At 40.1% G+C, this 21,405-nt stretch carries 17 protein-coding genes; 15 read left to right on the forward strand and 2 right to left on the reverse strand.

Annotation, left to right across the window (positions count from 1 at the left end):
* The first annotated feature begins 82 nt into the window (after positions 1–82).
* Positions 83–649, forward strand: coding sequence for an REP-associated tyrosine transposase (locus BLS02_RS04540; RefSeq protein WP_092491765.1), 567 nt, complete (start codon positions 83–85; stop codon positions 647–649).
* 104 nt (positions 650–753) lie between these two features.
* On the opposite strand, the gene BLS02_RS04545 is transcribed toward BLS02_RS04540, so the two are convergent.
* Positions 754–1,587, reverse strand: a complete 834-nt coding sequence (locus tag BLS02_RS04545) for a YitT family protein (RefSeq protein WP_092491766.1) — start codon at positions 1,585–1,587, stop codon at positions 754–756.
* 563 nt (positions 1,588–2,150) lie between these two features.
* Here BLS02_RS04545 and BLS02_RS04550 point away from each other — a divergent pair.
* The 3 genes from BLS02_RS04550 to BLS02_RS04560 all read left to right on the forward strand — a co-directional run bounded on the left by BLS02_RS04550 (position 2,151) and on the right by BLS02_RS04560 (position 6,569).
* Positions 2,151–3,494 carry an aminotransferase family protein gene (locus BLS02_RS04550; RefSeq protein ID WP_092491767.1) on the forward strand — a complete coding sequence of 448 codons (1,344 nt, stop codon included), beginning with the start codon at positions 2,151–2,153 and terminating at the stop codon, positions 3,492–3,494.
* A gap of 84 nt (positions 3,495–3,578) precedes the next feature.
* Positions 3,579–4,985 (forward strand): APC family permease, encoded by a 1,407-nt coding sequence (locus BLS02_RS04555; protein ID WP_092491768.1) that lies wholly within the window; start codon positions 3,579–3,581, stop codon positions 4,983–4,985.
* A gap of 396 nt (positions 4,986–5,381) precedes the next feature.
* The gene (locus BLS02_RS04560; RefSeq protein WP_092491769.1) at positions 5,382–6,569 is read left to right on the forward strand and encodes a M24 family metallopeptidase; all 1,188 of its coding nucleotides are present in this window, start codon (positions 5,382–5,384) and stop codon (positions 6,567–6,569) included.
* A gap of 212 nt (positions 6,570–6,781) precedes the next feature.
* Here BLS02_RS04560 and BLS02_RS04565 read toward each other — a convergent pair whose 3' ends face one another.
* Positions 6,782–7,765, reverse strand: a complete 984-nt coding sequence (locus BLS02_RS04565) for a 2-hydroxyacid dehydrogenase (protein ID WP_092491770.1) — start codon at positions 7,763–7,765, stop codon at positions 6,782–6,784.
* A 405-nt stretch (positions 7,766–8,170) separates the two neighbouring features.
* Here BLS02_RS04565 and BLS02_RS04570 point away from each other — a divergent pair, with 405 nt between their 5' ends.
* From BLS02_RS04570 to BLS02_RS04620, 11 genes are all read left to right on the forward strand, one after another.
* The gene (locus tag BLS02_RS04570; protein ID WP_092491771.1) at positions 8,171–8,824 is read left to right on the forward strand and encodes a GntR family transcriptional regulator; all 654 of its coding nucleotides are present in this window, start codon (positions 8,171–8,173) and stop codon (positions 8,822–8,824) included.
* 33 nt (positions 8,825–8,857) lie between these two features.
* Complete coding sequence (gabT, locus tag BLS02_RS04575; RefSeq protein WP_092491772.1) at positions 8,858–10,210, forward strand: 4-aminobutyrate--2-oxoglutarate transaminase; 1,353 nt, start codon at positions 8,858–8,860, stop codon at positions 10,208–10,210.
* Positions 10,211–10,246: 36 nt separating this feature from the next.
* Positions 10,247–11,692 (forward strand): NAD-dependent succinate-semialdehyde dehydrogenase, encoded by a 1,446-nt coding sequence (locus BLS02_RS04580; RefSeq protein WP_302846734.1) that lies wholly within the window; start codon positions 10,247–10,249, stop codon positions 11,690–11,692.
* Between the two features lie 43 nt (positions 11,693–11,735).
* Positions 11,736–12,110 carry a RidA family protein gene (locus BLS02_RS04585; RefSeq protein ID WP_245736053.1) on the forward strand — a complete coding sequence of 125 codons (375 nt, stop codon included), beginning with the start codon at positions 11,736–11,738 and terminating at the stop codon, positions 12,108–12,110.
* Between the two features lie 177 nt (positions 12,111–12,287).
* Positions 12,288–13,475, forward strand: a complete 1,188-nt coding sequence (locus BLS02_RS04590; protein WP_254788720.1) for a M20 metallopeptidase family protein — start codon at positions 12,288–12,290, stop codon at positions 13,473–13,475.
* 165 nt (positions 13,476–13,640) lie between these two features.
* Entirely contained in the window at positions 13,641–14,630 is a 990-nt protein-coding gene (locus tag BLS02_RS04595) for a pyridoxal-phosphate dependent enzyme (RefSeq protein ID WP_092491774.1), read from the forward strand.
* A gap of 31 nt (positions 14,631–14,661) precedes the next feature.
* Entirely contained in the window at positions 14,662–15,483 is an 822-nt protein-coding gene (gene dat, locus BLS02_RS04600) for a D-amino-acid transaminase (protein WP_368073006.1), read from the forward strand.
* Between the two features lie 25 nt (positions 15,484–15,508).
* Positions 15,509–16,642, forward strand: a complete 1,134-nt coding sequence (gene alr, locus BLS02_RS04605) for an alanine racemase (protein WP_092491776.1) — start codon at positions 15,509–15,511, stop codon at positions 16,640–16,642.
* Between the two features lie 45 nt (positions 16,643–16,687).
* A complete protein-coding gene (locus tag BLS02_RS04610) occupies positions 16,688–18,238 on the forward strand; it encodes a Na+/H+ antiporter NhaC family protein (protein WP_092491777.1) in 1,551 nt (516 codons plus the stop codon).
* A 24-nt stretch (positions 18,239–18,262) separates the two neighbouring features.
* Complete coding sequence (locus BLS02_RS04615; RefSeq protein ID WP_092491778.1) at positions 18,263–19,351, forward strand: tartrate dehydrogenase; 1,089 nt, start codon at positions 18,263–18,265, stop codon at positions 19,349–19,351.
* 613 nt (positions 19,352–19,964) lie between these two features.
* Positions 19,965–21,404, forward strand: a complete 1,440-nt coding sequence (locus BLS02_RS04620; protein ID WP_092491779.1) for a sodium:solute symporter family protein — start codon at positions 19,965–19,967, stop codon at positions 21,402–21,404.
* Position 21,405: the final 1 nt, after the last annotated feature.

Raw genomic sequence — 21,405 nt, forward strand, 5'->3', positions numbered from 1 at the left:
GGATAACCCAGCCTATTTTACGCTTTTGCTTTTTCGAGCCATATCAATTATCTTAAATAAGGAATGAAAAGTGAGGTGAATTATGGTACGAAAACCACGTCTTTGGGTACCCGAATCCTTTTATCACATCGTTTGTCGTGGTAATCGGCGGGATGCTCTTTTTAAGGATATAGGTGATTTTAAAGTTTTTCTTCACATGCTACAGGAAGTCAATGAGCAAGCTCCATTTGAGCTTGCTACATATTGCCTGATGACTAATCATTTTCATCTTCAGTTACGCTCTCAAGTACAGCCTGTCTCCAAAGTTATGTCACTTCTTAACAAGCGTTATGCCGATTATTATAATACGAAGAATAGTATAACGGGCCACGTATTTGAAAAACGTTATTTTGATAAGATTATTTATTCAAACGAGGATATGCTTGAGATTAGCAGGTACATTCATTTAAACCCTCTTAAAGCGGGGATGGTAAAAACTCCTGAATCTTACCGCTGGAGCAGTTATCGATACTATTTGTATACGAAAAAGAGTGCTTTGTTGAATAGCGATGTTATTTTAGATAGCTTTTCCGGGTCTGTCACAGAAAAACGGGAGAAGTATAGGATGTACTTAAATGAGGAAATAGAAAAAGGTCAGCATCTGGTATAAGGTGCTGACCTTTTAAATACTTATTGTTCAGGTTCGACACGATTCGCTAAAATTCGGGGAGTGACAGGCACCTCTTCCGACAGGCACCTCTTCAGGCCAGACCGTTACCTGCCTTTATATCCTTTTCGGAATATTTCCTGGACGCCGTGCACGGTTACATATGCTTCTGGATCGATAGTCATTATTATTTTTCGGAAGGGGACGATTTCATACCTGTTAATGACAAGATACAATACTTCGCGATGTGATTTTGTATAGCCACCTCTTCCTTCAAGTATTGTGATGCCGCGATCCATTTTGTTAGTCACTGCATCAAGTACTTGATCCGGGTGGCTGGATATAATCATTACGGCTGTCCGTTCATTGGCACCTTCCACAACAACATCAATTACTTTTGCGCCGACATAAACAGAAATCAGTGTGTACATGGCTTTTTCCTGACCAATGATGAAGGAGGATACAACAATAACGGCAATGTCGATTACAAGCATTCCCTTTCCAATCGTCCAGCCTAAAAGTTGGTTTCCAAGTCGGGCGAGGATAGCCGATCCACCTGACGTACCACCGGACCGGAAAATAAGTCCAAGTCCGAGTCCAACCGACAAACCAGCGAATAAAGCGGCAAGCAATGTATCACCATTTATTTCGTCACCCCAACCAACTGTGAAGTGTAAAAATAATGAAGAAAAAATAATTGCAATTACTGTATAAACGATTACACGTTTATCAAAAAATCTATAACCGACTGCCACGAGTGATGTGTTAAGGATAAAGTTTACAATCCCCGGGGACCAGTCGAATAAATAAAACGTGACAATCGTAATACCAATTACACCACCTTCTGACAAACGGTTCGGAATGGCGAAATAATTAACACCGATTGCAAAAATAAATGAACCAATAATAATCATGAGTATATCTTTTACCGTTTTATTCATCTGGTTTTCACCTCCACAGTTATTATACTATCTAAAATTGTCGTGATAAAACCTTCAGTGCAAAAATTTTAGCTGCCCCCGGCATATTGTATGTTGTGACCTTATAGCAAAAGGCTGTTTTCTAAAGGTTTGTTGTTTTTGACACAAAAAACCTTTGCACCACTCCGGTACCAATGCAACATCTGCTCAAGCTAGCACTTTTGCAGTCTTACTAGCCATGGGCTCACTCATCAGGGTTATGAGACCCGGTTGAGTATTTTTACACACTACGTCGTATTTCATAAATAAATTGCGATGGTTACAGCGCAATAAAATTTACGATAAGGGACTATCAAAAAAGGAGTTGACCGCTTACTAAATATTTGGTAAATTAATAATAATTAAATAATATTAACTGCTAAATCTAATTGACTCTGCTGGATAAGTGGAGCAAGTACCTAGATCACGACCAGTTATATAGATAGGAGTATATACCTTATTTTCTCCTGTCCATATATCTGGTTTTTTTATTTATATGTGACAGTAAAAAGCGTCGGATACACCTAAAACAAGGAGGGGCCAATGTGGAAAATTTAATTGAGTTAGACAAGCGACATTTTATTCATCCAACTTCGTCAATCCAGCAACAACAAAAGGATGGAGCAAAAGTGATTATGGAAAAGGGAGAGGGAATTTACTTAACGGACACAAATGGAAACGTATACATTGATGCGATGTCGTCTCTTTGGAATGTAAATATTGGACATGGAAGAGAAGAACTGGCCGAAGTGGCTGCACAACAATTGAAAAAGTTAGCGTTTAGTTCTGCTTTTTCAACCTTTAGCCATGAACCTGCGATAAAACTAGCTGAGAAGATTGCAACTATTTCTCCCACAGGTTTGAATGCTGTATTTTTCACATCTGGCGGTTCGGAGTCAAATGATTCTGCTATTAAGCTAGTTCGCCATTACTGGAAAATACAGGGGAAGCCGGGTCGAAGGAAAATTATTGCCCTAAAGCGCGGCTATCATGGTGTGGCTGCAGCATCTACTAGTGTGACAGGGATACCGGAATTTTGGGGAATGGCCGGACATATGATGATTGATTTTATCCATGCGGAATCACCATACGGGGGCAATACGGAAAAGGCAATAGCTTCTCTTCGTCAAGTGATTGAAGACGAAGGGCCGGAGAATATAGCGGCATTTTTAGTGGAACCTGTTCAAGGTGCTGGTGGTGTGCTGATTCCCCCAGCAGATTATTTTAAAGAGGTTCGCAAATTGTGCGATGAATATGAAATTTTGTTTATTGCTGATGAAATAATAACCGGGTTTGGCCGGACTGGAAAAATGTTTGGAATGGAAAATTGGGGAGCTACACCTGATTTGATGACGTTCGCAAAAGGAGTTACCAGTGGTTATATTCCGCTGGGAGGTGTTGTTGTTTCAGATCATATTCACAACGTGCTAAAGGAAAAGTCAAAAGGTACCTTATTCCATGGATTTACATATAGTGGCCACCCGACTGCTGCAGCTGTTGCATTGAAAAATATCGAGATTATTGAACACGAAAATCTAATTGAAAATTCCCGGAAAATGGGGGAGGTATTGCTGAAGAGTTTCAAAATGGTGAAGGAAAACCTTGATATTGTTGGGGATGTACGAACTATCGGACTTCTTGGTGCTGTTGAGCTTGTTCAGAATCCAGTAACAAATAAACGATTCGCACAAGAACTGAATGTTGCTCCAAGAGTAATTGAAGCGTTATATGAAAGAGGGGTAATATGCCGTCCTGTCACGTTTAATGGTACAGATATTATCTGCTTTGCACCACCAATTGTTATAGATAACGAGCAGATAAATACATTGGTGGAAAAACTCTACGATTCTGTATTGTCAGTTCAAAAACAGCTTGGCGTGACATCTTAACACTTAAATAAATTTCAGTGTAAAAACATATGAATTATACATGGACTTGCTAATTAGTTACCAAAATCGATCGGAGGGAGCAAAATGAACGAAAGGAAATTATTAAGAATTCTAGGTAATAAGGATGTTATTGCACTGGCTTTTGGTGCAATGATTGGATGGGGTTGGGTAGTAACAACAGGTTTATGGATAACCGAGGCTGGATCATTGGGAGCTATTCTTGCATTTACAATTGGTGGATTACTAGTTGTGGTTGTTGGTTTAACTTATGCGGAATTATCTTCAGCACTTCCTCTTGCTGGCGGTGAACATGTATATACCTACAAGGCTATGGGAAGAAGAGCATCATTTATAGCAACATGGGCCATAATTCTTGGATATGTTTCAGTGGTGGCTTTTGAGGCAGTTGCTCTTCCAACTGTTTTTGAATATTTAATTCCAGAATACAGTCAAGGTTATTTATACACGATAGCAGGTTGGGATGTCACAGCGACATGGGCAGGTGTTGGTATACTGGGATCCGTTCTCGTTGCGTGGATAAATTATCGTGGAATTAAACTTACGACCGCGATAACGTTTATCCTCACGTTGCTGATTCTGATAGCGGGACTAATGCTGATAACTGGTAGTACTGCCGGAGGAAACGCTCAGAATATGCAGCCATTCTTTGAAAAGGGAATTGCTGGGTTGCTTACTGTTATTATCATGACTCCTTTTATGTTTGTTGGATTTGATGTTATCCCACAAGCTGCTGAAGAAATTAATCTTCCACAAAAGAAAATCGGACAGTTATTAATTGGTTCGGTTATTCTTGCTGTTGTATGGTATGTTGCTGTGATTTTTGGTGTTTCACGTGTGTTGAGTCCAACTGAAATAGGTGAATCAAATCTTGTAACGGCTGATGCGATGGCAAAAGCATTTGGTGATAGCCAGATGATGGGCAATCTACTAGTCCTCGGGGGTATTGGGGGGATTTTAACCAGTTGGATTGGTTTCTACGTTGGTGGAAGTCGTGCAATCTATGCGCTTGCAAGAGCAGGGATGCTTCCAAAATCGCTAGGCGAACTGCATCCTAAATATAATACGCCACATCGAGCAATATTGCTGATTGGTGTTTTCTCAACCATTGCACCATTATTAGGTCGTCCAGCCCTTGTATGGTTAGTTGATGCTGGTGGACTCGGTTTGGTTGTTGCATGGTTAATGGTAGCTATATCGTTTATTATCTTACGTAAAAAAGCACCGGGCATGAAGCGTCCATTTAGATTACGTGGGGGCACGACAATTGGATGGATTGCAGTATTCATGTCAGGAGGTATAACAATACTTTATATGCCGGGAATGCCTTCTGCACTTATTTGGCCGTATGAATGGGTGATTGTAGGGGCATGGGTAATTCTAGGCATTATACTGTATAAGTTTTCAATTGTAAAGTACGGAAAAGCGTATTCAGATGAGCATATGAAAAAAGAGATTGATAGAGTTGCTTAGGTAGTGAATTATAATTAAAAAACGGAACAACCCATTAAATTTAGGTTGTTCCGTTTTTTAATGGGACAGTTGGGCAGGTCCGGTCGACAAGGTTCGCTAAAAACCGGGATGTGACAGGAACGAAAATGGGCGATAGAAATTTATTGACTTTTGGAATTGTACTGAATTATAATAGTATTTAGATAATGTCGACAATCGACAAAATGTAAATGTTGTTCCATTTTAAATCTTTTATGCATTTAATGTATAAAGACTGTTATCACGCCACATACACTACACAACATAACTTACTTCTTCCAACAATCCGACCCACAACTATCAAACTTATTTCTGTAATAAATATGCGCTTCTGTGTATATAGTTAGTAAAATTGAGCACGAGGGGAAGGGATGATTTGTGTTAACATTTCCTATTTCTGAGTTTAAAGAGAGATTAGTTAGTACAAAGCAGCGGATGGCTGATGCCGGAGTTGATATCCTGTTAGTAACGGACCCTGCTAATATGAATTATTTGACTGGATATGATGCTTGGTCCTTTTACGTTCACCAACTACTTGTCGTAATGATTGATGAGGAACAGCCGATATGGATTGGGCGTGGGCAAGACGCTAGTGCTGCACTGCATACTACATGGTTAGATATAGACCATATAACACCGTATGCAGATCATTATGTTCAATCGACTATTTTGCATCCAATGGACTTTGTGTGTGACTTACTAAAAGAAAAAAACCGAGCGAGGCAAACGATCGCCGTTGAACTTGATGCGTATTATTTTACAGCTAAGTGTTATATGCGATTAACACAAGGGTTGCCAAATGCGACGTTTAAAGATGGTACAAATATGGTCAATTGGGTGCGCATCATAAAATCGGATCGGGAGATTGCCTATATGAAGCAAGCTGCTAGAATTTCTGAAAAGGCAATGCAAGTAGCTTTTGATACGATTAATGAAGGGGTCCGCGAATGTGATGTCGTAGCAGAAATATCTCATGCGCAGATTACCGGCACCGAAGATTTTGGTGGTGATTATCCTTCAATTGTTCCATTATTACCAACAGGAGAAAAGACATCTGCATGTCATTTGACTTGGACAGACGATAGATTTAAGCATGGGGATCCAGTTATTATTGAGTTGGCTGGCTGCTATAAACGATATCACGCACCGCTAGCAAGAACTGCAGTAATTGGTATGCCATCAGAAGAAATGCAATATGTATCAGATGTTGTACTTGAAGGAATCGGTGAGGCATTAAATGCTGTCAAACCAGGTATTACATGTGAAGAGCTTGAGATGGTTTGGCGTAAAGTTATCGAAAAAAGCGGAATTAAAAAAGAGTCGCGGATGGGGTATTCCATGGGGCTCAATTACCCTCCAGATTGGGGTGAGCATACGGCAAGTCTTAGACCTGGGGACCGTACGGTATTAAAACCGAATATGACATTTCATTTAATCCCTGGTATTTGGATGGACAATATGGGTGTCGAAATTAGTGAATCATTTCAGGTGACGGAAACAGGATGCGAAATTTTGGCTAATTTCCCACGTGAATTGATGGTTAAACCGAATATACGGCTTGCTTAATCTAATGTTAAATCGAAAACATCAAAAAAGTTCAATAGTCTAGAGTGCAAAATCATTATGATTCTTGCACTCTATTTTTCTGGCAGTTAAGAAATACTATCTTACTGCATAAGTGTAACTATGGCTTTTACTCCAAAGAAAAGGGACTCTATGCAAACACAGAACGTTTTCTAAGAATCCCTTAAATGGTAAGCCAGGTTTTCTGACAGTTATTATGATTCCTTCCATACGCTGGCATCAATCAAATTAAGTGGCTTTTTACCTGTTAACCCTGCTTCGAGATTGCTGGCAGCAACTTCTGACATCCTCAGCTCAGTCTCATGTGTGGATGACCCGATATGAGGAGTTGTTACAACGTTTTTCATCTGCAGTAACGGGTTACTCAGCTTAATGGGCTCTCTTTCAAAAACATCTAAACCAGCTGCTGCAATATTCCCATTTTGCAGAGCCTTAATTAAATCCTTTTCTACGACTGTTTTCCCCCGAGACCCGTTTATAAAGATAGCTGATTCTTTCATTAACTGAAATTCCCTTTTCCCGATGAGACCTTCTGTTTCTGGTGTTAGTGGCGTAATGAGACAAACGAAGTCAGAACTCTCCAGTAATCTATCTAGGTCACAATATGTTGCATTAAAATTTTCCTCAACATCCGGTTTTTTTGTGCGACTATGATATAAAATATCCATATCAAAACCATGGTGAGCCCTTTTAGCAATTGCCTGACCAATTCTACCCATACCAATAATCCCTAACGTTTTGTGATGAACATTAACGCCGAAATATTTAGGGCCAATCGCCTCTGTTATCCATTCGCCATTTTTAACAAATTGATCTAATTCCGGAATTCGCCTGGCTGTGGCAACAAGTATACCAAATATTGTATCAGCAACTGTATCAGTTAGGACGTCTGGTGTATTGGTTGCCATAATGTTTCGCTTACTCATTTCGCTGATGTCTAGGTTACTGTACCCAACCGAGACATTGCTGACTATTTTTAGGTGGGGAGCAAGGTCCAGTAATTCACGGTCAACAGGCAATTCCAATCCGATAATGCCTTCCGCCTGACCAAGGAACTCCAAGAATTCAGGGTTACTTTTGATATCAGCATTGTTAAAAAAGCGGACATCGAACTTATTCTGTAAATCTTTCAGAACAGGCTTTTCCACTCGGTTATATGCGATAATTTTTCTTTTCACTTTAATCCCTCATTTCCCATTTATGTCGGCAATGTATCTAACATAAAAATAGCCATTATATGGTGTAAAGTCAATAAAAAATAAAAAATTTAAAATAATATAAATAAAGTTTATGATTCAAGTCATTACCTCTATTTAAACATTGTGTATTATCTCTGCAATGCCTTGTTTTATCAAAAAAAATAAAACGTATTTTGGTTCTTAGCTGTCATAATTATCCACATCTGTAACGAAAGTCCAGGCAGGTTTGCAAATCAGGGGCATGAGTTGAAGAATACACTATTACTCCTTTAAACGTATAAAAAATTTGACAATTCAAAAATTATGCATTACTATGAAAATAGTAATTGTCGACAATCGACATAAAACATCTTTATACAAAAGGATAGGAAGGATGTTCTGCATATGGAAGATGATAATTACATCGTGCAAAAGCCATTAAGTCAGCTAATTGCGGATCAACTTAAGAGGAAAATATGGAATGAAGAGATTCAGTTTGGTGAACGTTTACTTGAAACGGATTTAGCGGAAAGCTTTGATGTGAGTCGGAGTACGATCCGCGAAGCACTGAAGATACTTGAAATTGAAGAACTGGTTATAAGTCAAGCGAGGAAAGGTACTTATGTTGCTGATTTTACCGAACAGGATTTGGATGAAATTATTGAGTTACGCACATTGATTGAATCACAGGCCTTCACACAAGCAATAAAAAGTCTTGAAAAAAAACATATTGAATTTTTGGAGCAGATTATCGAGCAAATGAAGAAAAAGGCTGACGAAAAGGATTGGAATGAATTGTTTGATCTTGATATGCAATTTCATAGTTATGTCGTTAATTTATGTGGTAACTCACGAATTATAAAAATTTACGACTCGCTTCAAGTGCAAATTAGAACGTTTCTTATGCATCTTGATCAATATTATTCCAGTTTTCAAGCTTTCTATGATGAGCATAAAGAATTACTTAAAGCATTAGTATCAAGGGATGTGCATACAGTGAATGAGAGCGTTAAGAATCATATCGCATACGTAGAGGCACATTTACTTGGTGTGAAGTAAAATAATTTTTAAAGGTTGGGGAGGCTTAACATTATGAACAAAAAGTTCGCAAACGTTCAAACTGAACTGCCAGGGCCAAAGGCAAAGAAGCTGCTGGATCGTAGACATGACGTTGTACCTCAAGGGGTTGGCTATGGAGTTCCAACATTTGTTGAAAAAGCAAAAGGTGCGTTGCTGCAGGATGTTGACGGGAACCATTTTATTGATTTAGCTGGAGCTATTGGCTGTATTAATGTTGGCCATAGTCATGACACAATTGTAAGCGCTTTACACGACCAGGTTGATCGCTACATTCATACTGGATTTAATGTCATGATGTACGATCCGTATATCGATTTTGCTGAAAAATTAGCAACGCTTGCACCAGGCTATTCAAAAAAGAAAGTAATGTTCTTAAATAGTGGAGCAGAGGCTGTAGAAAACGCAGTGAAAATTGCTCGGAAGTATACGAAGCGTCAGGCAGTAGTATCGTTTTCAGGTGGATTCCATGGCCGTACATTAATGACAATGTCACTAACCGGAAAAGTAAGACCATTCAAATATGAATATGGCCCGTTTGCACCAGAAGTTTATCATGCGCCATACCCTTATAACTATCGCCGCCCTGAATCAATGAATGAAGAGGAATACACTGATTATTTGTTAGAACAGGTGGAGAGCTTTTTCATTAGTGAAGTTGACCCAAGCCAAGTTGCAGCGTTTATTATGGAGCCTGTTCAAGGAGAAAGCGGATTTATTATTCCTAGTAAAAAATTCGTTCAGGGAATATATGAAATTTGTAAACAGCACGGCATACTGTTTATTGCAGACGAAATCCAAACAGGTTTTGGGCGTACCGGAAAGTACTTTGGAATGGAACATTATGACGTTGAACCTGACCTGACAGCTATTTCTAAGTCGATGGCTGCAGGGTTGCCAATTAGTGGTGTGATTGGCCGTGAAGAGGTAATGGATAGTGCCAAACCTGGTGAATTAGGAGGTACGTATTGTGGTAGTCCGCTTGGTTGCCGGGCAGGGCTTGCCGTATTGGAAGTAATGGAGAAAGAAAATATAAACGATCGTGCTGATATTATTGGTAAAAAAGTGATGGAAAGATTTAAAAACATGTACGATCGTTTTGATGTTATTGGTGAATATAGAGGTCTTGGAGCTATGTGCGCGCTTGAGCTTGTTAAAGATCGTGATAGTAAAGAACCTGCAAAAGAGCTGACAGGTCAGGTCTTAAAAGAAGCTCACAAGCGCGGAGTTATCGTATTAAAAGCCGGTGTACATGACAATGTTGTTCGCCTGCTTATGCCTTTAGTAATTACTGATGAACAGCTTGAGGAAGCATTGAATATCCTGGAAGAATCGATTGAAGCAGTGCTTGTTGGGGTAAATGGTTAATAGAATTCTAGATTTCCTGATTGGAGTGAAGCAAAAATGAATGAAGTAAAGACAAATAATTATTTAATGAACATTAACGGTGAATGGGTTGGTGATAGCCTGAGCACGTTAAACGTTACGAACCCAGCAAACAGTGACATTATCGGAACGGTTCCTAATGGTGGTGAAAAAGAAGCCTCACAAGCAATCAGTGCTGCACATGAAGCTTATCAATCATGGTCAGAGCTTACTGCCTATGAACGCGCCGGTTATTTGAAAAAATTAAATCAGCTCATGCTGGATAATCTGGAAGAAGTAGCACAAGTAATGACACTTGAAATGGGTAAGCCAATTAACGAGTCAAGGGGAGAAGTAAAATATGCAGCTTCTTTTATTGAATGGTTTGCTGAGGAAGGTAAGCGGATTTATGGTGAAACAATTCCTTCACATGCGACGAATAAACGCCTGCAAGTATGGAAAAAGCCAGTTGGTGTTGTTGCAGCGATAACACCTTGGAATTTTCCGGCTGCAATGTTAACTCGTAAGATGGGTCCGGCATTGGCTGCTGGCTGTACGGTTGTAATGAAACCATCAAGTGAAAGTCCATTAACAGCTGTTAAAATAATGGAATTATGTGAGCAGGCTGGATTTCCAAAAGGTGTTATTAATCTAGTAACAGGTTCATCATCCAAAATTGCTAAGGCTATTATGGATAATGACAAGGTTCGTAAAATTACCTTTACTGGTTCAACCGAGGTTGGGAAAATTTTAATACGTCAAAGTGCTGATCAAGTGAAGCGATTATCGCTGGAACTCGGCGGTCATGCACCATTAATCGTTTTAGATGATGCTAATGTTGATTTGGCGGTTAAAGGTGTAATGGCTTCTAAATTCAGAAATGCTGGTCAAACGTGTATTTGTGCAAATCGAATTTACGTGCAGGCGGGAGTCTATGACGAGTTTGTAGAGAAGTTTGCGCAACAAGTTGAGAAATTAAAAGTCGGAAATGGTGCCGATGATTCAGTTGATATTGGACCATTAATTAATCAGGCAGGATTGGATAAGGTTAAGCATCACATGGATGACGCAGTTAAAAAAGGTGCTCATGTTGTTACGGGAGGTAAGCCTATCACAGATGACGGCGGAGTTTTCCACACACCAACAGTCGTTAAAGATGTGGACCAATCCATGGTAATTATGCAGGAGGAAACATTTGGCCCTGTAGCACCTATTCAAAAAATTGCATCAGAAGAGGATGCCGTAAAATTAGCGAATGATACGCCATATGGGTTAGCCGCTTATGTCTTTACGGACAATGTTGCAAAAGGTCACCGTGTGATTGAACAGCTTAATTTCGGGATTGTCGGCTGGAATGACGGGGCTCCTTCAGCAGCACAGGTTCCGTTTGGTGGAATGAAAGAGAGCGGTATCGGCAGAGAAGGCGGGCATGAAGGAATCGACGCTTTTGTAGAATCACAGTATGTTTCAATTGGAATGGAATAGTGGTTGAACAGTTACTTGAAGAGGATGTGATTTTTTGAAACAAATGATACAGACGCTCAATGCTCCACAACCGAGCGGACCATATTCACAAGGCGTTCAATCTGGTAACTTTATTTTTATCTCAGGGCAAGATGGTGTTCATCCAAATGGGGATTCGGCAGGAAATACAATCGCAGCTCAAGCCGCTGCAAGTTTGGAAAATATTAAAGGTATTCTAGCTGAGAAGAATGCTAGTTTGTCAAACATTGTCCATATGACATGTCATTTAGCTAATTTGAATGAGGAAAATGTTCGAGAATTCAACAACGTATATGCATCATATTTTGAAGATGTAGAAATAAAGCCAGCGAGAATTACGATTGGCAGTCAAATGTTAGGAGTTAAAGTTGAAATCACTGCTATAGCATCCGTTAATTGATCTTGATGGAGGGAGTTGCTTAAAATTGACTCCCTTCTTTTTTAGCAGTTAATGAAGAATAAATACAGCCGCCATAGGGCGTGCACGCCACATTATAAGGGGGGGAGAAAGCAAAACACGCTTTCATGAGAATCCCTTTAACCGAATGCCACGTTTTCTAAAAGGGGGGATGTGAAGGTGTTAAAAAAAGCACAAAACATGGCTGATCAGTTATCCAAGTGGCGCCGCAAGCTTCACACTATTCCGGAATTAAGCTTTCAGGAAGTGGAAACATCAAAGTTTGTTGCTTCGGTTTTAGAAAAAATCCCAGGTATGCAGGTAGAAGCTGAAATAGGGTGTCCAACAGCAGTCGTTGGTACACTCTCGTCAGGATCTGGTCCAACAATAGCGGTTCGAGCGGATATGGATGCATTGCCAATTCATGAAGAAACGAATCATTATTTTAAGTCCCGTAATGAAGGTGTGATGCATGCTTGCGGACATGATGCACATATGGCGATTGGCTTAGGGGTTGCTAGTTTATTAGGAGAGAGCTTTCAAAATGGCGGGTTAAAAGGAACTGTGAAATTTTTATTTCAGCCTGCTGAAGAAAAGGCCGATGTCCACGGCTCGACCGGTGCGCCATATATGATTAAAGCAGGGGTACTAGAGGGTGTTGATCGTGTTATAGCGCTTCATATGAGTCCTGAAAATCAGCTTGGGGAGGTAAAGGTACACGATGGCTATAGCATGGCTAACGTAGATGTGTTTGATGCTGCTGTTTTTGGCACTGGTGGTCACGGCGCATACCCACATTTGGGAACTGATCCAGTATGGATGCTTGGTCCTGTCCTGCAAGCTATGCACGGAATTGTGTCGCGTCGGATCTCTCCTCTTGATTCAGCAGTAATCAGTGTTGGCAGTATCCAAAGCGGTGTGGCCGGAAATGTTATCCCATCTGAAGTACAAATCAAAGGAACAATTCGGAGTTATGATCCTAATGTCCGAGAGGTATTACATGCTGAATTGGAAAAGTCCCTTTCATTAGTAAGGGTTTTTGACGGTGATTATGAATTGACGATAACTCCTGAAGACCCTTCACTAAAGAATGATCCAGCAGTTAATCAGCTCTTTCGAGAGGTTATTAGGGATATTCATCCGGAGTTCAAGGTACTCGACACACCATTCGGCTTAGGGGGAGAAGACTTTGCACATATGACGCAGGTTGTACCGGGTGCAATGTTATTTCTGGGTTGTGCAGTTGGTGATGGAAAAACCCGCGAACTGCATACACCGAATTTTGATATAAATGAAAAGGTTCTTCCTGTTGGCGTATCTATTTTGGGGGAAACAGTTAAACGTTTTTTGGCAGTTAAGAAAGTATAACTACTTTCTTACTGCATAAGTGCAACTAAGGCTTATCTATATTAGAGCTTGGCGATAAGCCAAGTTTTCTAAAATAAGGAATAGGTGAATCTTGGTGGAAATCGGGAGGCAGTCGCTCGAAGTCAGTTAACTTATGTGTACTTTAGTCCAAAAAGGGGGGATAGAATGGCTGGAAAATCTGTTGTGCTACGTGATGTCTGGAAAGCGAAGAAGCGGATTTCTTCCGTTGTTAAGAAATCCCCGCTGATTTATTCCCCTGTATTATCGGAATTTGCAGGTACGTCGGTTCATTTAAAATTGGAAAACTTAAATGTAAGCGATTCATTTAAAATCAGGGGAGCAACAAATAAGATTTTGAGTCTAACGCCTGAGAAACAGGAACGTGGTATCACAACGTTCTCGACAGGGAATTTTGGGATGAGTGTAGCTTATGTAGCAAAAAAACTGGGAATTAATGCTACGATTTGTATTTCGAAACGAGTTCCAAATGGGAAGGTTAATACTCTAAAGCGTTCAGGGGCTGAGATAGAAATATATGGTGAGTCACAGGATGATGCGGAAAGACGCAGTTACCAGCTGGAACGAGAACAAGGTCTGACTGTCATTCATCCATTTGATGACCCTTATATTATTTCTGGGCAGGGAACGATTGGTTTGGAATTATTAGAGGATTTGCCTGAGGTTGATACAGTGATTGGCGGGCTATCTGGTGGTGGTCTGCACTCCGGATTAGGAGTAGCATTGAAATCAACTGATCCGGATATTCAGGTGATAGGAGCATCAACAGAGCACGGTGCGACAATGTATGAGAGTATTCAAGCTGGAAAGCCTATCATCGTGGAAGAACAGAACACGTTAGCTGATAGTTTGCTAGGAGGAATTGGTCTCAACAATAGTTACACGTTTGATATGGTTCAGCAGTATGTCGATGAAATTATTTTGCTGAATGAAGATGAAATTGCTGAGGGAATGGGATTTATGCTGGATAATCACCGGATGATTATCGAAGGTGCAGCTGCTTCCGGAATCGGCGCAATTTTGAATAACAGAATACAGCTTGGCAGCGAGGTTGTAGTTGTTATTAGTGGCTGCAGTGTCGAAACATCCGTCATATTGGATATAGCAAACAAATATAAATCTACAATTCCAGAGTGAAAAGGTAAAGGAGGTTTTTGTGTTGAATAAAATGCTTTTCAATGACCGGATTATGGATAGGAAAAACCTGGTCGATATAGAGGATCGCGGCTATCAATTCGGAGATGGAATCTATGAAGTTATCGGTGTCTATGATGGTAAACCGCTGATGCTTGATGAACATTTGGAACGGCTGGAAAGAAGTGCAAAAGAAATTAAGTTAAACATGTCTAGTTCAATTGGTAATTTGAAAACCAAGCTCGAAGAATTAGTATCGGCGAATAGCTTGAACGAAGGCATTATTTATATGCAGGTTTCAAGAGGGGCTGCCGCAAGATGGCATGAATTTCCGAACGCAGATACTTCAACCGTAACTGTGGCTTATACTAGGGCTGAGGATCGAGCGAATAACGTGGAAGATCAGGGTGCAACAGCAGTTTTGACGGAAGACATTCGCTGGTTAAGGTGTGATATAAAGACACTTAATCTACTTCCGAATGTGTTGGCTAAACAAGAGGCTGTTGAGCATGGTGCAATTGAAGCTATCCTTCATCGTGGTGAGATCGTTACGGAGGCGAGTGCTTCGAATGTATTTATGGTGAAAGATGGTGAATTCTACACACATCCAGCTGACAACTATATTTTAAATGGGATTACCAGGAGAAAAATAATTCAATTGTGTGAGGCGTTAAATTTAAAAGTAAATGAACAGACGTACACAGTCGATGAATTACTGAATGCAGATGAAGTATTTATTTCGGCTACCAAGTTGGATGTTGTGCCGATCCTGAAAGTTGATGATCACACAATAGGTGATGGGGAACCTGGGGAAATCACAAAACAAATAGTGAAGGAGTTTCGCTCGCTTTACTAGAGGATTTTAGGGGAGGGACTGAACTGTGTCGTATTCATTAACAATGACGTCTGGAAGTCCAACAATAGCGGAAGTGAATTTGGCAGCTTTCAACGAAAATGTAAGGACACTAAAAAAAGCAGTTGGAAACAGCATGCTTATGGCCGTGATAAAAACAAATGGATATGGACACGGTTCTGTTCCAATCGGACGTGAAGCTGTTAAAGCAGGAGCAGACCGGCTTGGTGTCACAACTGTTGAGGAAGGTGCATTGCTCCGGGAAAGCGGCATATCTGTACCTATTCATCTGTTAGGTTCCATTATGCCTGAACAAGCAGCGGATGCTGTTTATTATGGATTAACAGCATCTGTTTCTTCAATAAAACTGGCACATGCAATTAGCGATGAGGCAACAAGGGAAGGAAAAACAATACCAGTACATTTAAAAATAGATACTGGACTTCACAGGTTTGGGATTTCCCCAGGTGAAGCTAGTAATTTCTGCAAGTCGTGTTACAACCTTCCTGGATTGCAGTGGGAAGGTATATACACCCATTTTTCCAGTGCCGATGAAAGGGATTGGGAAACAACTGAGCAGCAATATAAATTATTTATCGACACAGTATCTAAGCTACATGACTTGGGATTTAATTTTCTGATTCGCCATGTTGGTGCTTCGACTGTTGCTATCGAAAGAAAGGATATGCATTTGGATATGGTTAGGTCCGGGATTGCTTTATTTGGATATCCGCCTGAACTTCATCAACGTGATTTAATTTCGCTAAAACCAGTTATGCAGTTGAAATCCAAAATTTTGCATGTTCGGGAGTTGCCGCCAAACACTCCAATTGGCTATGGTGGCTGCTATGTCACTACCACTGCTGAAAAGATTGCTATCGTACCTGTTGGGCATGGTGATGGTTATCAGCGAGCCTTATCTAATAAGGGTGAAATGCTTGTTAGGGGACATCGAGCCAAGATTGTTGGAACGATTTCCCTGGACCAAACGGTTATAGACGTCACGAACGTACCGGATGTTTGCGAAGGGGACGAAGTTGTTATGATGGGCGGTCAGGGAAAGGAGGAAATTCTAGCACGTGAAATAGCAGGATGGATGGACAGCATCGTGGATGAAGTTTTGTCGAGTTTAATGGAAAGAATTCGGCGAGTATATGTTTAATAGACTTTATTTGCAATATTACTAATAAGAAAAGGGGAAAACACTATGGACTTTTTATCTGTTGTCCCACCGATTGTTGCGGTGGTACTTGCAATTTTAACGAAACGTGTCTTGTTTTCATTGTTTATTAGTATTTTGGTAGGTGGTTTAATTGCTGCGGGAGGAAACCCATTTGGTGCAGTAGGGGAAACCTTTACATGGATGAAGGATGTTATGACTGATCCTTGGAACGCACGATTTCTCGTTATGACGGCGTTACTTGGGACAGGTGCTGCCTTTATGTTCAAGACAGGCGGTTCAGATGGTCTGATACGATTATTGGAAAAGAAATTAACTACTAGAAAAAGAGTTCAATTTTTACCTTACCTTTTAGGAATGCTCATCTTTTTTAACGATTACGTGAACTCTGTCATTGTTGGAAATGCTTCAAAAGATATTACCGCTAAACATAAGGTATCGAGGGAAAAGTTATCTTACATACTAGACTCGACAGCTGCTCCGATAGCGACAATAGGACCAGTTTCCGACTGGATTGGCTTCCAGGTATCCTTGATTGCCGCAGCCTTTGCAAGCCTTAGCATTGTAGGTGCAGAACCTTACTTCGCATTTTTACAATCAATTCCGTGGAACTTTTATGCAATACTATGTCTGTTAGCCGTTCCGATGATCATTGCCGGTAAGGATTTTGGTCCAATGGCAAAAGCCGAACACCGAGCACAGACAACTGGCAAATTAATACCTGATGGATCAACACCCTTATCTTCTGTTGATCAGGATCTAGGTGAACCACATAAGAAAGAAGGTAGTGTCTGGAATTTCATTCTTCCACTTGTAACACTTATTTCAGTAAGTATTTGGGGATTATGGTATTCAGGTGGTGGTGCTACAGGGATTTCGATTATGGATGCACTTGCAGCTACTGATGTTTCGGTTGCTTTAACATGGGGCGCATTTGCGATGACTACGGTCGGCATTATTCTGGCACTTATCCAGGGTATGAGCCTGAAAAAGTGTGAAGAAACATTGCTTGGTGGTATTCGAACAATGCTTCCTGCACTAGTAATTATCATATTGGCCTGGTCCATTGGAACAGTCACATCGGTCCTTGGCACAGCGGAATTCGTTGTCAGTGCAACAGAAGGGTGGATGACCGCAGCCCTAGTCCCATTTCTTGTATTTGCGATAGGTATGTTTATCTCATTTGCAACCGGTACATCATGGGGCACAATGTCAATACTGACTCCAATTGCAATTCCAATGGCATATACCTTTGGTGGCATGGATTTAGTTCATATTGTAATTGGTGCTGTTTTTGCCGGGGCAATTTTTGGAGATCATGTTTCGCCAATTTCAGATACGACTGTTATGGCCTCCATATTCGCTGAGTCCGATCATATCGCCCATGTTAACACGCAGATTCCATATGCTATGGTACCAGCGGGAATTGCGGGCGTTTTATATTTGTCGTACACCTTAATTGGAAGCAGTATTGTACTGTTGATTGTGGGTATCATCGCTCAGTTCTTCCTGCTTCGTTATTTGGGTAATCGGAATGAGAAGAAGTTTATAGAAGATGAAAAGAGGATTGGAGCGTAATTTTAGTTACAGAAAGGAGCTACTATGAAAAATTTCGATATTGCACTAATCCCAGGCGATGGTATTGGACCGGAAGTTGTGACAGAGGGTGTGAAAGTTCTAAAAGCAATTGAAAAAATGGATACCAAACTTTCCTTCTCCTTCACAGAGTTTCCTTGGGGCTGTGAACACTATCTAAAAACCGGAAAGATGATGGATGACGATGGCATTAATAAATTAAGACATTTTGATGCTATCTATTTAGGTGCTGTTGGTTACCCTGGAGTACCTGATCATATTTCATTATGGGAACTTCTATTACGAATCCGAAAAGAATTTGATCAGTATGTTAACTTGCGACCAGTCACACTATTAAATCAGTCGCTGACACCATTGAAATCAAAAACTGAAGAGGATATTGATTTCCTTGTTATCCGCGAAAATAGTGAGGGTGAGTATGCTGGGGCAGGGGACAGGCTGTTTAAAGGACAGCCTGAAGAGGTGGTATTGCAAACTGGCGTGTTTTCCCGTAAAGGTACAGAGAGAATCATCCGTTATGCTTATGAGGAAGCTCGCAAGTCAAATAGAACACTCACAAGCATAAGTAAAGGCAACGCACTTAACTATTCGATGGTATTCTGGGATGAAGTAATTGAAGAAGTGGGAAAAGAATATCCTGATGTCGAGACGTATTCTTATCTTGTTGATGCTGCCAGTCTGTATTTAGTATCAGACCCCGAGCGGTTTGAGGTTGTAGTAACATCCAATCTCTTTGGTGATATCATAACAGATCTCGGCGCTGGAATAACCGGAGGACTTGGGCTTGCAACAGGTGCCAATGTAAATCCTGAAAAGCAATACCCTTCTATGTTTGAGCCTGTACATGGATCTGCTCCGGATATTGCTGGAAAAGGGATAGCTAACCCGATTGCAGCTATTTGGTCTGTTAGTCAGATGTTAGATTTTTTTGGAGAAGAACGTTGGGGTAAAGCAGTACTAACTACGATACAGGATATGGTTAAAGAAACAGAGATGCTGACCCCGGATTTAGGTGGAAATGCTGCTACAGGGGATGTAGGCGATTCATTCATTGAAAAATTGAAAATAACTGCTGACACTATTAAAGTTAAATAATTTTAATAGGGTTGCTAGTTTACTATTTTACTGGCTAATTCAATTTTGGGAGATAAAAATGCTAATAACATTGGAAATCATTTAATAGTTAGTATACATTTTGCCTCTATTGTTGAAGAATCTATTTTTAACGGAATGAGGATCCAGTTTACTATTTTGGCGGATCCTCATTCCGCTATTCGCCATTTTTGCCTCAAAATTGGCTGATTTTCAGCTATTAGCGGAACGAGGATCCGTCTCACCCATCCGAGAGCATCATTTCAGCAATTTAGCGGAACGAGGATTCACTTCGATTGGTTGGCGGGCGAGTGGTAACACTTTATCCCCCTTATTGTATAATCCTGCCAGTTTAAGTACATACCATATAATTGAAGTAGTCGTAATTCACTTCTCTTGTGTCAACAACAAAGTTTTATAAAATAGAAAGTTCTAAAGATAACCAAAAGATTTCGGCAAAATTCAACACTTATTACGGTATTCCGACACACAGAATACATATCTCCTACATTCCATAAAATAATAGCAAATACTCGTACACCCTTTACAATCTGCTATTATACAAGGTTTTTGTACTAATATATAATGAATATTAGTACAATTTTGGAGGTTAAACATGAGTTGGTATTTATTTTACTTTATCATTTATTTTGGATTTCTTTTTGGGATGGGTTTTTGGTACTTTTTCCGTGTCAAAGGATCAGATGATTACTTAATTGCAGGCTGGAATATGGGCTATTGGTCAATCGTAGGAACTATAATTAGTACGTTCTGTGGTGCAGCAGTATTTATCGGCTGGGTAGGAATGGGATTTACAGTTGGAATGTCAGGCTTTTTTAAATTTGCTTTGCCAGCATACATATTTACACTATTATTAATTGTATTGTTTGCCAAGCCGCTTCGTCGCCAGCGACTATATACATTAGCGGATTTATTTAGTGAACGATTCGGCAGTAAGACTGGAATCTTTCCTTCAATATTATCTGCATTTATCTATTCAGTACCGACATTAGCACTGCAAATAGTTGGGATGTCAACGGTCTTTACGTTGGCATTTGATATGTCATTTAATGCGGGTGTTATTGTGTCATTTGCATTAATTTTAGGATTTACTATTTTGGGTGGTTTACCTGCGACTATAATTACGGATGCGATTCAGTCAGTTATTTTAGTGGTTGGTATTATCATGTTGTTTATTGCAAGTATCATGTATGGAGGAGGCTTGAAAGAGATTCTTGCCACAACTCCTGCAGATTATTTAACACCATTTGGAAAAGAAGGGGTTACCGCTGTCTTAATTTATGCGCTATCAGTTGGCCCATTTTATTTAATTTGGCAATCCACCTGGCAGCGAATTTTCGCTTCGAAATCTGAAGAGGTAGCGCGCAAGGCTGGGATAACAGCTGTTATCATAGGTGCCCTGATTTCTATTTTGCCATACGGAATTGGAGTTATTGCCCGTGGATTTGTACCTTCAGATATTAATCCTGATTTGATATTCTCCTATGTAACAATTGAATTGCTGCCGCCATCTCTTGGTGGAATTATCCTAGTTGGTCTACTTTCAGCTTTAATGACAGGAGCGGATTCATTTATTCTTCAGGGGAGTTCGAATTTGACGAAGGATTTATATGCCCGATTGATTAAACCGGATGCTGATGAACGTCAAATGATGCGGGTATCACGCTGGAGTGTAGTAATTATTTCAGTGTTGGGCTTAATTGTCGCATATAACATTACAGATATTATTACGATTTATCAGTGGGCACTGCGACTATCCGCGGTAACACTTGTTTTTCCATTTCTTGCAGTTATGTTCTGGAAACGTGTAACAGCTATGGGTGGTTTATCATCCATGATTCTGTCAGCAACTATCACAATTTTCTGGCCATTTTTAGATATGCCGATAGATGTAACGATAGTAGGATTTACTGTTTCTTTAATAACATTAATAGTTGTTAGTCTTCTAACACAGCATTCAAAAAGAGAAAAAGTTCATGCAGTTTATTTTGAGGATTTTATACAATCAGATGAAGATGTTCATGAAAGGAGTTAAC

The organism is Virgibacillus salinus (assembly GCF_900102415.1).
Classification (GTDB): domain Bacteria; phylum Bacillota; class Bacilli; order Bacillales; family Amphibacillaceae; genus Lentibacillus; species Lentibacillus subterraneus.

Bases quoted from the DNA above. Each gene is read 5' to 3' on its own strand.
- BLS02_RS04540 (WP_092491765.1), top strand. From the start codon at position 83: ATGGTACGAAAACCACGTCTTTGGGTACCCGAATCCTTTTATCACATC.
- BLS02_RS04545 (WP_092491766.1), bottom strand. From the start codon at position 1,587: ATGAATAAAACGGTAAAAGATATACTCATGATTATTATTGGTTCATTT.
- BLS02_RS04555 (WP_092491768.1), top strand. From the start codon at position 3,579: ATGAACGAAAGGAAATTATTAAGAATTCTAGGTAATAAGGATGTTATT.
- BLS02_RS04570 (WP_092491771.1), top strand. From the start codon at position 8,171: ATGGAAGATGATAATTACATCGTGCAAAAGCCATTAAGTCAGCTAATT.
- gabT (WP_092491772.1), top strand. From the start codon at position 8,858: ATGAACAAAAAGTTCGCAAACGTTCAAACTGAACTGCCAGGGCCAAAG.
- BLS02_RS04580 (WP_302846734.1), top strand. From the start codon at position 10,247: ATGAATGAAGTAAAGACAAATAATTATTTAATGAACATTAACGGTGAA.
- BLS02_RS04585 (WP_245736053.1), top strand. From the start codon at position 11,736: ATGATACAGACGCTCAATGCTCCACAACCGAGCGGACCATATTCACAA.
- BLS02_RS04595 (WP_092491774.1), top strand. From the start codon at position 13,641: ATGGCTGGAAAATCTGTTGTGCTACGTGATGTCTGGAAAGCGAAGAAG.
- dat (WP_368073006.1), top strand. From the start codon at position 14,662: ATGCTTTTCAATGACCGGATTATGGATAGGAAAAACCTGGTCGATATA.
- BLS02_RS04610 (WP_092491777.1), top strand. From the start codon at position 16,688: ATGGACTTTTTATCTGTTGTCCCACCGATTGTTGCGGTGGTACTTGCA.
- BLS02_RS04615 (WP_092491778.1), top strand. From the start codon at position 18,263: ATGAAAAATTTCGATATTGCACTAATCCCAGGCGATGGTATTGGACCG.
- BLS02_RS04620 (WP_092491779.1), top strand. From the start codon at position 19,965: ATGAGTTGGTATTTATTTTACTTTATCATTTATTTTGGATTTCTTTTT.